Raw genomic sequence first — 13,682 nt, forward strand, 5'->3', positions numbered from 1 at the left:
AAGCACCATGCACAGCCAAAAATTTCTCACGTATGTAAAAACATATTAGTTCCGTTTCGGATGATCATCGCAAAGACAACGCGGTCCGGAACGAATCGACAAGAAGAAAATATGAGGATGCCTTGCCGTTGATGCTGCTGCGTACCCGCGCCTTCTGACGCGGTTCAGCGGCATTCGACCCCGAAAGGTCGGTTACTAACAGCGATCCGGAGGTTTGCGCTGCCGCACTCCGGAGGACACTTGCGGAGGTCGACCGTTGGGAATTTCAGTCTCCATCATCAGCCCCAGCGTGATTTCGCGGGAAGGGCTCAAGCGCATCGTCTCGGACGGCGGTATCGACGTGGTTTCGGCCTCTTCCTGCGTGGAAGACCTGCCTGACCTGCCAGCCGGGAACGATCACCTCGTCCTCGTCGACGTGCCCAGCCTCGATGACCAGATCACCTCGCTGCGCGTCCTCGGCAATCGCGAGCATTCGCGGGCGCTGGTGCTGGCGGAGAAGTTCGACCTCTCCTCCATGCTCAGCTGCTTCGATCATGGCGCGCAGGGCTATGCGGTGAAGGACATGCCCTGCAACACGCTGATCGCGCTGCTGCAGTTGGCTGCGCTCGGCCACCGGATCATGCCGCCGGACGTGGCCGATGTGCTCCGGCGCGACGACCTGCGCATTCAGGCTCCGGTGGTACAGCATGATGCGGCGGACGGGCGCTCCAACCTGTCCCAGCGTGAGCATGACGTGCTGTGCTGCCTGATGGCGGGTTATTCGAACAAGCGCATCGCCCGCAAGCTCGACGTCACGGAAGCCACCGTGAAGGTCCACGTCAAGGCGATCCTGCGCAAGCTCAACGTGACCAACCGCACGCAGGCGGCCATGTGGGCCACCTCGCGCAACATGGTCAGCTTCGAGCAGCAGGCGATGATGCAGTAGCCAGTTCGGCGACATCCGCCAGCGCATCGACGTCCGTCACCGCCGCCGCGAGCGTCCACGCCGCCTCCGGCCCGATCACCGGCGCAGCGAGTGCGTGGTATTTCGCCTCGATCCGCGTGCGCAGGGTGGCCATGTCCTCGGTCCGGACCGAAGTGTCGTGCCGCTCGGTCAGCACTATCCCGTCCCGGCGCATCACGGTGACTTCAGTGAGGTCTTCGGGCCAGCCTTCAGGCGCGAGTTCGACTTCGACCTGCGCCGCCGTCCGCGCGAGGTCCGCATTGTCCGCAAGGCTGTCCGCATAAGTCGCGATATCCGCGGTGGCGAAGCCGTGGAGCGCCAGCGCGGCGTTGAAGCGCAGGCTGAACTTCACGGCAAGGCCGGTGCGCGGCTCGGCGATGTTGCACATCCGGTCGAGCCCGGCGTCCACCTTCAGGGTGATCTTCTCCACGTCCTCGGGCCGCAAGCCCACCTGCCGCAGCCGACCGACCGCCTCCAGCGTGCCGTGCGTGCCGAAGCAGGCGGCGTGGAACTTGAACAGGTTGCGGTCCAGCTCGTAGCCGTCCAGCGTCGGCTCCGCGCCAAGCCCGGCCGACTGGGTATCGGCAAAGCCCTGCCGCGCTTCGAGGATATCGGTCCGCGCGGTCATGCCCGCTTCCGCCCAGAGCGCGGCGAGCAGGCCCGCCTCCGCAGCCCGGCCCGCGTGGAGCGGCTTGGCCATAGTCCCGAACTGCGCCTTGAGCCCCGCCGCCTGCGAAGCGGCAAGGCCGATGGCGCGCGCAGTCGCCTCCTCGTCCAGACCGATCAGGTGCGCGCAGGCGACCGCCGCGCCCAGCGCGCCGATGGTGCCGGTCGCATGGAAGCCGCGCGCGTAGTGGCTGCGCGCCATCATCCGCCCGATCATCCCCGCCGCCTCGTAACCCGCGACGAAGGCATCGACGAGCCGCGCACCGGGCAGGCGGCGCTGCTCGGCCAGCGCGAAGATGCCCGGCATCAGCACGGCGGTCGGATGGACGTTCATCGCAAGGCTGACGTCGTCGTAGTCGAGCGCATGGCCCGCGACGCCGTTGACCAGCGCGGCCTGACGCGCGCTGAACCGGCGGCCCGCGCCGAAGATCGTCGCGGCGGGCGCGGCACCTTCCGCCCGCGCCCCGGCGAGCAGCAGTGTCGAGACCGGCTCCGCCATGCCCGCCAGCCCCAGCCCGAACCAGTCGAGCATGCACAGCCGCGCCATCTCGCGCGTGGCTTCGGGTATCGCGGCAGCTGCCTCCCGGCTCAGCCTGACGACCGTGCCGGTGGCTCCGATCACCACCGGGCGATGTCCACCAGCGCGTCGAAGCGGCCGGGCCATTCGGCGCGCCAGCGCGCCTTGCTGTCCTCGTCCGCCCAGCTCCCTTCGATCCCGTGCAGCATCATCGCGCGCAGGTCGGCCAGCTCGAAGCCGAGGTGGCTGACCATGAGCTGCCACGCGCCCGCCGGAGTGACGTGGTGCAGCGTCGGGTCGTCGGTGTTGGGATGCATCGCCAGACCCAGCTCGGCCATGCGGCGGATCGGGTGGTCCAGCGCCCAGCGATCCTCGCTCAGCGTGCGCAAGTAGTAGCTGTTGGTCGGCACGATGGTGAACATGATCCCGCGCTCGGCATAGCGCGCCGCAAGTTCGGGGTTGTCGACGATGGTGTAGCCGTGGTCGATGCGATCCACGCCCAGCACGTCCACCGCCGTGGCGACATTGTTCCACGGCATCCCGAACTCACCCGCGTGCGCGGTGGCCTTGAGGCCGTTGCGGCGCGCCAGCGCGTAGGCTTCGGCGAACATCTCGGGCGGACGGTCGTTCTCGCGGTAATCGATGCCGATGCCCGCGACCAGGGGATTGCGGTGGGCGACGACCTGCTCGACCATCTCCAGCGCTTCGGAGGCTTCCGCCTCGCGGTCAATGGCGGGGACCAGCAGCGCGCTGATGCCGAAGTCCGCCGCCGCCTCGCGGATGCCCGCGACGATGCCCGCCTGCGCCTCGCGATAGGGCAGGCCCGCGTCGCGCATGGTGGCGGTGGGGTTCCAGAAGAACTCCGCGTGCTCCACGCTCTCGATGGAGGCGTCTTCGAGGTATTCGTAAGTGATGCGCCGGAAGTCCTCCGGCTCCAGCAGCAGGTGTGCTTCCAGCGCGCGCAGCACGCGCAGCACGCCGACCGGCTTGCTGCCGCGCTCGTAGAAGCTGGCGATCTCGGCATCGGTGATCGGCGCCTGCCGCTTGCGCACGAGGTCGGTGAAAGTCTCGCGGCGGATGGCGCCGAGCAGGTGGCAGTGCAGTTCCACCTTGGGCAGCGCCGCGAAGAAGGCGGCCTGCGCCTGCGTGATCGACCTGCCGATGGGGGACACCGGCACGTTGCCGATGGAATTCATGCGTTCGGGGGACATGGGAAAACCGTGCGTCAGTGGCCTGTAGAGGCGACGTAGAAGTAGTATCCAAGCGGCACGGCGAGGATCAGCAGGCCCTTGGGAACCTGCGCGATCCGGCCAGCCAGCAACTGGACGATGACATGAGCCAGCAGGCCGCCGGCGATGCCGGTGCCGAAGCTGTTGGAGATGAGCGTGAGCAGGATCATCGCCATCGCGGGCAGCAGATCGACGATGTCGTCGCCCTTCGCGTGACGGATGGTGCCGAGCATCGAGATGCCGATGAGGATCAGCGCGGGCGCCGTGGCCTGCTTGGGGATCGCCATCGCCAGCGGCAGGAACAGCAGCGTGCAGAACACCAGCGCGCCCGCCGCGATAGGGGTCAGGCCGGTGCGCCCGCCCGCTTCCACGCCCGCAGCGGATTCGACGAGCGCGGTGCCCGCCGGAATGCCGATCAGCGGCCCGAGCGAGGCGGCGAGCGAGTCGACGAGGAAGGGCCGCTCGATGCCCGGCAGGTTGCCGTCATCGTCGGTAAGGCCAGCCTTCGCGCCGATCGCCAGCGTGGTGCCGAGCGTCGAGAAGAACTCGCCCGCGAAGAACGCGAACATGTAGGGCAGCGCCGCGATGGAGAGGGCCGAGAGCAGGTCCACCTTCATCGCCACCGGTGCCAGCGAGTGCGGCAGCGAGACCGCGCCCGAGGGCGTCGTCAGGCCAAGCGGTATACCCGCGAGCGCGGCGGCGGCGATCCCCGCCAGCACCGCGCCCGGAATCCGCCGCGCCTGCAACGCGACCGCGACGCCGAGGCCGATCAGCGCCACGATGGGGCCGGGCTGGCTGAAGTCGCCCAGCGCCAGCGCGCTCGACTTCGCGTTGACCGACACCATTCCCGCGTCACGGCAGCCGAGCATGGCGATGAACAGGCCGATGGATGCCCCCAGCCCCAGCTTGATCTGCGGCGGGATCATCTTCACGACCAGTTCGCGCGCGCCGGTCAGCGTCAGGGCGAGGAAGATCACGCCCGATGCCGCCGCGATGCCGAGGCCGGTCTGCCACGGCACCTGCTCCACCTGCGCCAGCGTCACGCCCAGGATCACCGAGCCGCCGATGCCGGGGCCGACGATGAAGGGCAGGTTCGCGTAGAACCCCATGGCAAGGCAGCCGCAGCCCATCAGGATGATCGCCGCCGTCGTCGCCGCGCCCCGGTCCATGCCGCCCGAGGACAGCAGCGAGGGGATGACGACGATCAGGTAGGCGGCGGCGAGGAAGCTGGTCAGCCCTGCCATCGCCTCGCGCGGGATCGTCGATCCCCGCTCGGCGACGCGGAAGCGGCGGTCCAGATACGTGGCGATGCCGCTCACTGCTGCGCCTGCTTCGTGAAGGTCGCCAAGAACCGCTCGACATCGATGCCGCGCACGATGTGGACATCGCGCGTGCCCTTGGCGGGGGCCATCTCCGCCTTCCAGATCAGCGACTGCCCGTAGCTCGGCCCCGGCAGCGTATCGACGTCGAGCCGGGCGACGAGTTCGTCGGTCACCAGCGAGCGGTCGATGGCGACGGCGACGGTGATCTCGTCCCACAGCGGCTGGCCGATGCGCGCGTAAGTCTTGAAGTAGGTGCCCACCGGCTTGCCCGGCGCGGCGATGCGGTCGGCCAGTTCCTGCGTCGCCTTGGCGGCGGCGGTGACGTTGCCGACGGCGGTGATCTTCTTCCACGGCGCAGTCAGCACGATATGCGCCGCCTCCGGGTCGAACAGGAAGTTGAAGTCGGTGGAATAGTCGGTGTTGCCGGTGGCCCGGGCGAAGCCGGTGTCCACCTTGCCCGCTTCCATCACCAGTTCCTTCGCCAGCAGCGGCAGGTCCGGCGCGATGCGCAGGGCGAGCGCGATGTTGGTCAGCGGTCCGGCGGAAACGACCGTGATCTGGCCGGGGTTGGCGCGCACCGTGCGGATCAGCGCCATGACCGCGCTCTCGTCCTGCGCCTTGAGGCGGGGCTGGCCTTCCGGCATCGGCGGGATCAGCGCCGGATCCTCGGGGTGGTAGGTGCGGCCCGGGCGAGGCGTGCTCCACGCACCCTTGAACGGGATCCTGCCGTAGCGCGCTTCCCAGTTCGCCATCTCGGCCTGGTTGCGCATGATCGGCATTTCCGCACCGGGATAGACCTTCACTTCGGGCCGGCCGGCGATCTCAAGGAAGCGCAGCAGATGCTGCACTTCCTCGTCGCGCCAGGCATCCCCGGTGACGACGCCGACGCCCTCCAGCTTCACGCGCTCGTCGCGCAGCAGCGGGATCATCGACTGGATGTTACTCTGCCCGGGGCCGAGGAAGTCGTTGTCGAAGAAGATGCGGACCTTCTCGGCGCCGGCGCTTTTCGCCGGAACATTCTTCGCAGGCGCATCCGCCAGCGCCGGGGGCGTCATCGCCAGCCCGGCCACCGCGACGATCACGCCCAATGCCTTGCGCAGTTTCATGGCTTCGGCCTTTCGTAAGGCGGCGGCGAGACCCCTCGGTACTCCGGGGTCTCGCCGCCCGTCATCAGAAGCGGGCAGTTACGCCTGCGAACATGTAGCGGCCAAGCGCGTCGTACATGCCGCCGAAGAACGCGGTGTTCGCGGTCTGGCCACCGGTCGAGGCGGTGATCGGCGGATCCCTGTCGAACGCGTTGTTGACGCCGAAGCGCAGCGTATAGGCTTCGGTCACGTCGATCGAGGCGGCGAAGTCGAAGTAGTTCATCGCCTTCATCTTCGCGTCGTAGGGCTGGTAGGTGCCCGTCAGGAAGGTGTCGTCGCTCGACTTGTCGTTCTTCGTGGAACCGATGTAGCGCCAGGTGGCCGACAGGCTGACCCCGCCCGGCGAAGTCCACGTCGCCAGCAGGCGGTGGCGCCAGTGCGGCAGGGGCTGGCCGCAGGTCGTGCCGAAGTAGCCGTCGCAGCTGTACGGATCGGCGCCCGGCAGCACCTGCGTCTCGTAGCGGAAGGTGCGCGTGCCCGCGAAGTTGAGGCTCACCGTGCCCGGATCGCCGCCGAATACGTCGGCGAGATCCTGCTTGCCGCTCACCGAGAAGTCGATGCCCGAGGTCTTGAGGTAGCCCGAGTTGACGTAAGTGGCGTTGATGAAGCCGCCCGTCACCAGCGATCCGGTAGCCGGGTTACGCTCGATCTGGTCGCAGAAGTCGCCGGTGGCGATGCACTGGTTGAGCGTGATCGCGGCGGGGACCGTGGCGATCAGCTTGTTGACCTTGATGTCGAAGTAGTCGGCGGTGAAGGTCACACCCGGCAGGAAGGCCGGGGTATACTGGCCGCCGAAGCTGATCGTGTTCGAGGTCTCGGGATCGAGGTTCGGGTTGCCGCCGACGCGGGTGGCCGACTGCTGGCCCGCCGCCGGAGCGATCGTGCCGTACTGCGCCTGCGTCACGCCGGTCAGCGCGCACTGCGCGAAGGTGGCGCGCGGCGCGGTGCCCTCGCACGGGTCGGAGATCGGCGTGGGCGAGCTGCGGACCGGGCCGAACAGCTCGACCAGGTTCGGCGCACGCACCGCGCGCTGGAAACTGGCGCGCAGGCGCAGCCCACGCATCGGCGACCAGTCGCCGCCCGCCTTGAACGCCCAGGTGGTGCCCGCCGTGCTGTAGTCCGAGTAGCGGAAGCCGCCCTCGAGCGCGAGATCCTGGAAGAACGGACGGTTCTCCACCAGCGGAACGCGGATTTCGCCGAAGACTTCCTTCACGTCGAACGAGCCCGAGATCGGGAACTCGCCGCCCGAGTTTCCGGCCACGTCGCGGCTGCTGTAGAAGCTGTCGGGCTGGAAGCTGATCGTTTCCTTGCGGTACTCCGCGCCCAGCGCAATGCCGATCGAGTGCGTCGCGAAGGGGCTGGTCACGCCGAGGTCGCCGGTGATCGAGCCGCTGAGGATCTTCTCCTCGGTGTAGCCCTTACGGCGCACGGTGTTCTGGATGTAGTTCAGCGCCTCTGGCGTGATGCCGTTCACCGCGAAGAGGTTGAGCGGCACGCACGACGGATCGGTGCCGTTGAGCGCGGATTCGCACACGATGTTGCCGCTGGCATCGGTCGTCGCGCGCAGCGAGCGGGCGAACTTGGTCAGCGAGTAGTCGTTGGTCAGCACCGAGGTGTAGTCGGTGCGACCGTACTGGCCATAGGCGTCGTAGCGCCAGCCCGGCGCGAACTCGCCGCGCGCACCCAGCACGCCGCGGTAGCTGGTGTGCGTGGTGTAGTCATGGCGCGAGCCGCCCAGCGCATTGCGCTGCGAGACGATGACGTTGGCGTTCTGCGTCGGGCCAAGGCCGACCGAGGTGCAGATCAGGTCGCGCTCGGAAGCCGAGAGGAACGGGTTGGAGCAGCTGACGCTCTGCGACACCGAGAACACGGCGGTCGGCGAGATGCGGATGTCCGCCTTGTCGCGCATGAACATGAACTCGCCGTATAGATCGACGGCGTCGGACAGTTCGTAGTGGGCGAAGAGGTCCGCGTTGATGCGCTTGTCCGGGGCCTGGACGTCGTAGGTGTTGCCGTTGTTGAACCCGTCCGCCGAAGTGTAGCGGCGCAGCGAATTGCCGGTCGTCGAATCCAGCGTGTAGCTGCCGCGCACCGCGCCCGTGGTCGGGTTGGTCAGCTGGAACTGCACCGGATACGTCGCGGAGGAGAGCGAGCAGGCATAGCCCGACGCCGCCGCCGTGAGGTTGCAGGTCGTGAAGTCGCGGCGGGTGCCCGCTACGCCCTCGATATTGCGGTAGCCGACATAGCCGGTCACGTTGCCGCGGCCGCCGTCGAAGTTCTTGCCGAAGGTCAGCGAGACGGTCTGCTGGCCGCCGTCCAGCGTGTCGCCGGTCGGGAACTGCTGGTTGGCCGCAGCCGCGATCGCCTGCGCGCGGCGGTTGTTGTTGTCATGGCTGAACAGGCCGATGTTGCCGTCGAGCTGGATGCCGTCGAAGTCGCGCTTCATGACGAAGTTGACGACGCCCGCCAGCGCGTCCGAACCGTAGACCGCCGAGGCGCCGCCGGTGACGATGTCGATGCGCTGGATCAGGGCGGCGGGGACGTTGTTGATGTCGGCGGCCTGCGCGGCCGAGCGGGCGGGATCGCCCTGCATCAGGCGGCGGCCGTCGATCAGCACGAGGGTGCGCTGGTTGCCGAGGTTGCGCAGATTGATCGTCGCGGTGCCGCTGGCGCCCACGGTGCCGCCGCGGTTGCCGCCGCCCTGATCGGCGAAGGCCTGCGGCAGCGTGTTGATGAGGTCTTCCACGCGGGTCGAGCCGCGCAGTTGCAGTTCCGCGCCGCCGACGGTCGAGACCGGGCTGACGCTGTCCGCGTCGGGCGTGCGGATGCGCGATCCGGTGACCATGATGGCGTTGTCTTCGCCGGCGTCATCGGCAGCCTGTGCCTGGGCATTGCCGGCCAGCAGCAGCGCCGAAAGAGAGACCGCGCCGAGCAGCGCCGAAGTGCGCGCACCCATGCGCAACGCACGGAATGCGGTTGAATCGTTAGGCAGCATTATGGAACCCCCCTGTGGTGAACGAGCGCCAAGACCGGCCCTCTTCCCGAACTTCTCTTGTTCCCGGGTCGATCGCCTTTGCGGCTATATCGCCCGACTTTATGGGTTCCTGCGACCCGCCTCTGTAGTTTTCGTGAGCGGGATGAATTGCGGCCTGCCTACCGACCCGCGTGCTCGAAAGGAAATGGATTATCTTTATCTTTTTATAGCCTGAGTTTATAGCAGCACCTCCCGGTGAAGGATCAGACGTTGCAGTTGCAGGCTATCTCCTTGAGGCAGGTGCGCTTTTTCGTGGCGCTTGCCGAATCCGGCAACTTCAGCCGCGCGGCGGAAAAAATGGCGATCTCGCAGCCCGCGCTCAGCAGCGCGATCCGGCAGGTCGAAACACTGATGGGCCTCAGGCTGTTCGACCGGACCACCCACCGCGTCACCCTGACCAGCGCGGGTCTGTCGTTCCTCCCCCACGCCCAGCGCCTGCTGACCACCGCCGACAATGCCTTCCGCGACATGGGCGAGGCGGCGCATCGGGGGCGGACCACCATCCGCATCGGTGCCATCCCCTCCACCTTCCCCGCCATCGCGCGGGCCATGGCGACGCTCGATCAGGACGCCGCCGGGGTCAGCCTTCACCTCGCCGACGGCAAGAGCGACGAACTCATAGCCGACCTGCACCGGGGCCGGATCGACCTCGCCATATGCGTCTGCGGGCGCGTGGAGGATGGCCTGCTCGCGGACCTGCTGGTGGAGGACGAGATGCTGCTGGTCGTCCCCGTCGGCCATGCGCTCGACGGCGTGGACAGCCTCCTGTGGAGCCGGCTGGAGGGTCAGGAGATCGTTCACTTCGCAGGCGGCAGCATCGGCGACCTCAGCCGCGCGGCGATGCGCCAGCACAATCTGGAGCCCTCTTCGCGCTATCAGGTGGATCAGACCGATTCGCTGTTCGGCATCATCGCGGGGGGACTCGCGGTGGGCGTCATGCCGCGCCTCTACACCCGCCGTTTCGCGCCCGAACAGGTATCGCTGGTGTCGCTCGTCCAGCCCGCGATCCGGCGGCGAATCGTGATGCTGCGGCGAAAGGCGCTGGCCGAGGAGCATCCGCTGGGCGCGTGGGTGGCCGACCAGTTCACGCCGCTGCTGCCAAGCCTGCTGGCTTCGCACTGAAAGCACAAATAGCCGCACGCAGCACTTGCCGCGAACGGGGGAGCCCGAAGGCAAAGATCATTTCGTTTTCAGAAAATCTGCCTGGTGCGGTCGAGAAGACTCGAACTTCCACGGGCTTTCGCCCACAACGACCTCAACGTTGCGCGTCTACCAATTCCGCCACGACCGCTAAACCAGATGGGGTGGATTTGCATCCTCCCCGGGGCAGGAGCGCGCCACTAGCAAAGAGATTCGGACCCTGCAAGCGGCTCGTGAAGATTATTTTCGCTCCGCGTCATTTTCCTTCCTCCGCCCCCAGAATGCGGCGTTTCATGTGGTGGAGCCCGAACCAGACGCCCAGAACCACCACCGGAGCCAGCAGCGCGGCGGTGAAATGGGCGTGTACCTGCGGCACCGCCTCCTCCACGCCCTCCAGCACTTTGCCGATCAGGCCGAGCGCGTAATAGCTCACCGCCACGACCGAGAGCCCCTCCACCAATTGCTGCAGGCGCAACTGGCGCGAGGCGTTGCGCTCCATGGACGCGAGGAGGCAGCCGTTCTGGTTCTCGATCCGCGTATCGATTCGGGTCCGCAGCAGCGTCAGCACTTGCGCGGTGCGCTGCGACAATAGTTCCGCGCGGCGGCTGTGCGCGGCGCAGGTGCGCACGGCAGGCAGAAAGCGGCGCTGCGTGAAGTCGGCCAGCGACAGGCAACCCGGCACCGGCACTATATGCAGTTCGGCCAGCCGCTCCTCCACGATCGTCGCATAGGCCTGCGTCGCGTTCATGCGGAAGTCCGCCGCGCTCGCCTGCGCCACCTGCTCCATCGAGAGGTGCATGACCTTCTCCAGCAGTTCGTCGTCGGTAATGTCGGGCCGGGCGACGGCGTGGTTCACCTCTGCCAGCATCTCCTCCACCCGGTCGAGCGCGCGCCACCCGTCGCGCGCCACCGGCAGGCCCAGCAGCGCCAGATTGCGGTAGTTGCCGAGTTCCTGAAGCCGCTGCAGCGTGCGGGAGAACGGCCCCGGCGCCATGCCGCATGCGGCGATGAGCGCGACGCCGAACCCGTCCTCGCGCAACTGGAAGTCGGACCACACCCGCGCCCGCGCCTCGTCAGGGTGGTCGCCGATATAGCATGTCACCATATCGTCCGGCGCAAAGCCGAGCCCGGGAAGCAGCGCCAGCGCCGCCGCCTCGTCCTCCACCAGTTGCAGGCGCGAGGCGCGGATCACCTTGCCCGGCAGGCTGCCCGCCCAGGCCAGCGCATCGGTCAGCGCCGGGGAGCCGTTGCCGGTCACGAACAGCGTCGTCGTGCTCGCCTCGCTCTGCCGCTCCCATGTAAAGGCCAGCCCCGGCGCGAGATTGCCACTGAGATGGCGCGGCAGGTTCTCCGACGGAAACGGCACGCTCGGCCCGACCGAGGGGATCGCGCACATAGCCGCCATCTCCTCCTCCCGGTCGGCCGGATCGAGGACGCGCACGAACTGGATGATCGATGCCGGCGCACAGATCTGCGGCCAGCGCCGCAAATGCATCTCGCTCACCACCACACGGCGAAGTTCGTGCTCGTTCAGCAAGTCCCCGGTCCTCCTCAAGCTCTGCCCCAGACTGCGACTCCGGGTCGAAGGCAGGCAAGTACCTCTTGGTATCATGCAGCAGGCCGGTGCGGACCAAAGTCCAATATCCGCCCCCGGCACCCCCATGCCAAACCGATGGCCAAGACAGGAATCACGGGAGAATACGACATGACCATCGGCCGGAAACGCGCGGGACTGGCCCTCGGAGCCGCCGCGCTGATACTGGCGGCCTGGGCGGGCGGGCAGCAGGGACTGGTCGCCTCCGCCGAAGCCGCGCCTGCAGCACCGCCCGCACCCACCTCCTTCGCGCGTTGCGCGGTGTGCCACAACGTCGCCAAGGGCGCGCCGAACAAGCTCGGGCCCAACCTCTACGGCACGTTCGGGCACAAGATGGGCCAGGGCAGCTTCGCCTTCTCCGACGCGGTGAAGAAGTCCGGCCTGACGCTGGACGAGAAGACGCTCGACAAGTGGCTGGAGAACCCGCGCACGCTGGTGCCCGGCAACAAGATGAGTTTCCCCGGCATGAAGGACGCCGCCAAGCGCAAGGAAATTATCGACTACCTCAAGAAGCAGCGCTGAGTTCATCCTCTCTCAAGCGCCCGGTCCGTCGCTTTAGAGCGGCGGGCGGGTTTTCATTTCCTGTCGTCATTGCGAGCGGAGCGAAGCAATCCAGCGGCATCGCGCAACGCCGGATTGCTTCGCTCCGCTCGCAATGACGACTTAGGGTGCAGCGATCACCACCGGCTCCGCATCGACCAGTTCGCGGCCCGCGCCGTGCCAGCCCTCGATCCCCTCGGCGAGCCAGCGGACGTGCGCGACACCGCCTCTGGCCAGCCGTCGCGCGGCGTTCCAGCCCATCCAGCAGTCGGTGCGGCAGAACGTCACCACCGGCAGATGCGCCTTGGCCACTTCCGCCAGCAGCCCCTGCCACAGCAGCGGATCGACCGGACTGCGGCCGGTTTCCGGGTGCCACAGCGCGCCGGAGATCGTCTGGTGCGCCTCGCTCAGCGTCCATTGCCCGGTCGCGGGATCGCGGCGGCCCGCCTCCACCGGCAGCACGTCGAGGAACAGCGCATCGCGGCCGGGCGTCAGCTTCAGCGCGTCGGTCAGGGCGATGCGGCGGGCGGGAGATGGCACCCGATCCACCGGAGCGCGGTAGCGGCGGGCGCGATATCCGGCCGCATCGAAGTCGTCTCCGGCGGCATGGGCTGAGGGCGCGCAGAGCCACGCCAGCAGCCAGCCGAGCGTCGTTCTGCGGCAGATTTGCGCCATTTCCGCTGCCTTTCCAGCCTCATCCCAAGGTCCAATATGGCGCGGGATGCGGGCGGACTACATTGGCCCTTGGTATGATCCGCAAGAAGATCCTGCTCGCCCTCCTCGCGCCCCTTGCCGCGCTTTCCCCGGCGGTTTCCGCGCGCGAGGCGCTGCCGCCCGACCCGCTGAAATCGCCGATGTGGGCATATCATGCCGAGCGGCTGTTCGGCGATGCGCCGGTGCGCTTCGACCCGGCGGTCAGGCTCGAAATCCCACAGATCGCCGAGAACCAGCGGGTGTTTCCCGTCACCGTCGATGCCCGGAGAATCGCCGGAGTCCGGCGCATCCTGCTGTTCGCGGACCTCAATCCGATCCCCGTCGCGGTGGACTACGCGCCCAGCGCCGCCGCGCCGTTTCTGGCGACGCGGATCAAGCTGGACCAGCGCACGCCGGTGCGCGCGGCAGTGCTCACCAGCGACGGAATCTGGCACGTTTCCGGGGCCTGGATCGACGCGGCGGGCGGTGGCTGCTCCGCTCCGCCGGTCAGCCGGGTGAAGGGCGACTGGGCCGATCACCTCGGCGAAATGCACGGCGCGGCATGGGCACTGAACGGCACCGAGACGCGCCTGAGAGTGACCGTGCGCCACCCGATGGACACCGGGCTGGTCGAGAACATCCCCGCCTACAACATCGAGCGGCTCACCGTCTCGTCCGCCACCGGAACGCCCCTCGCCACCCTCGAAGTGTTCGGATCGGTGGCCGAGGATCCCGCCTTCACGTTCATCGTCGAGAGCGCGAAAGGCCCCCTCTCCGTCACCGCCCGCGACACGTCGGGCCTCGAGTTCACCGGCACCGTGACGCCGGGCCGCGCCGCGCTCGCCAGCCGGTGACGTTC

Annotated in this window: 11 protein-coding genes and 1 tRNA gene; 4 read left to right on the forward strand and 8 right to left on the reverse strand. The window is 67.8% G+C overall.

Annotated features, from left to right (window positions below):
- Positions 1-256 precede the first annotated feature (256 nt).
- Positions 257-925, forward strand: coding sequence for a response regulator transcription factor (locus LO787_RS13585; protein ID WP_232491558.1), 669 nt, complete (start codon positions 257-259; stop codon positions 923-925).
- On the opposite strand, the gene LO787_RS13590 is transcribed toward LO787_RS13585, so the two are convergent.
- The 5 genes from LO787_RS13590 to LO787_RS13610 form a co-directional block, all read right to left on the reverse strand.
- Positions 894-2,234 (reverse strand): MmgE/PrpD family protein, encoded by a 1,341-nt coding sequence (locus LO787_RS13590; RefSeq protein WP_232491559.1) that lies wholly within the window; start codon positions 2,232-2,234, stop codon positions 894-896. The two genes, LO787_RS13585 and LO787_RS13590, sit on opposite strands and share 32 nt — an antisense overlap.
- Entirely contained in the window at positions 2,228-3,322 is a 1,095-nt protein-coding gene (add, locus tag LO787_RS13595) for an adenosine deaminase (protein ID WP_232491560.1), read from the reverse strand. The genes LO787_RS13590 and add overlap by 7 nt, the downstream gene beginning before the upstream one ends.
- Before the next feature lie 29 nt (positions 3,323-3,351).
- On the reverse strand, positions 3,352-4,674 hold the full coding sequence (locus LO787_RS13600; protein ID WP_232491561.1) for an NCS2 family permease: 1,323 nt from the start codon (positions 4,672-4,674) through the stop codon (positions 3,352-3,354).
- Positions 4,671-5,783, reverse strand: a complete 1,113-nt coding sequence (locus LO787_RS13605; protein WP_232491562.1) for a nucleoside hydrolase — start codon at positions 5,781-5,783, stop codon at positions 4,671-4,673. Before LO787_RS13605 ends, LO787_RS13600 begins: the two co-directional genes overlap by 4 nt.
- A gap of 64 nt (positions 5,784-5,847) precedes the next feature.
- Entirely contained in the window at positions 5,848-8,778 is a 2,931-nt protein-coding gene (locus tag LO787_RS13610) for a TonB-dependent receptor domain-containing protein (RefSeq protein ID WP_232491563.1), read from the reverse strand.
- A gap of 330 nt (positions 8,779-9,108) precedes the next feature.
- On the opposite strand from LO787_RS13610, the gene LO787_RS13615 reads away from it, so the two are divergent.
- Positions 9,109-9,978, forward strand: coding sequence for a LysR family transcriptional regulator (locus tag LO787_RS13615; RefSeq protein WP_232491564.1), 870 nt, complete (start codon positions 9,109-9,111; stop codon positions 9,976-9,978).
- Positions 9,979-10,060: 82 nt separating this feature from the next.
- Here the strand turns inward: LO787_RS13615 and LO787_RS13620 are convergent.
- Both LO787_RS13620 and LO787_RS13625 read right to left on the reverse strand, forming a co-directional pair.
- Positions 10,061-10,147: transfer RNA gene (locus tag LO787_RS13620), tRNA-Leu, on the reverse strand.
- A 105-nt stretch (positions 10,148-10,252) separates the two neighbouring features.
- Positions 10,253-11,533 (reverse strand): DUF3422 domain-containing protein, encoded by a 1,281-nt coding sequence (locus tag LO787_RS13625; protein WP_232491565.1) that lies wholly within the window; start codon positions 11,531-11,533, stop codon positions 10,253-10,255.
- A 135-nt stretch (positions 11,534-11,668) separates the two neighbouring features.
- Between LO787_RS13625 and LO787_RS13630 the strand changes: the two genes are divergently transcribed.
- Positions 11,669-12,112 carry a c-type cytochrome gene (locus LO787_RS13630; protein ID WP_232491566.1) on the forward strand — a complete coding sequence of 148 codons (444 nt, stop codon included), beginning with the start codon at positions 11,669-11,671 and terminating at the stop codon, positions 12,110-12,112.
- A 141-nt stretch (positions 12,113-12,253) separates the two neighbouring features.
- Here the strand turns inward: LO787_RS13630 and LO787_RS13635 are convergent, their stop codons facing one another.
- Positions 12,254-12,805, reverse strand: coding sequence for a rhodanese-like domain-containing protein (locus LO787_RS13635; protein ID WP_232491567.1), 552 nt, complete (start codon positions 12,803-12,805; stop codon positions 12,254-12,256).
- A gap of 74 nt (positions 12,806-12,879) precedes the next feature.
- On the opposite strand from LO787_RS13635, the gene LO787_RS13640 reads away from it, so the two are divergent.
- Complete coding sequence (locus LO787_RS13640; RefSeq protein WP_232491568.1) at positions 12,880-13,677, forward strand: quinoprotein dehydrogenase-associated SoxYZ-like carrier; 798 nt, start codon at positions 12,880-12,882, stop codon at positions 13,675-13,677.
- The last annotated feature ends 5 nt before the right edge of the window (positions 13,678-13,682 follow it).

Source organism: Novosphingobium kaempferiae, assembly GCF_021227995.1.
Taxonomy (GTDB): domain Bacteria; phylum Pseudomonadota; class Alphaproteobacteria; order Sphingomonadales; family Sphingomonadaceae; genus Novosphingobium; species Novosphingobium kaempferiae.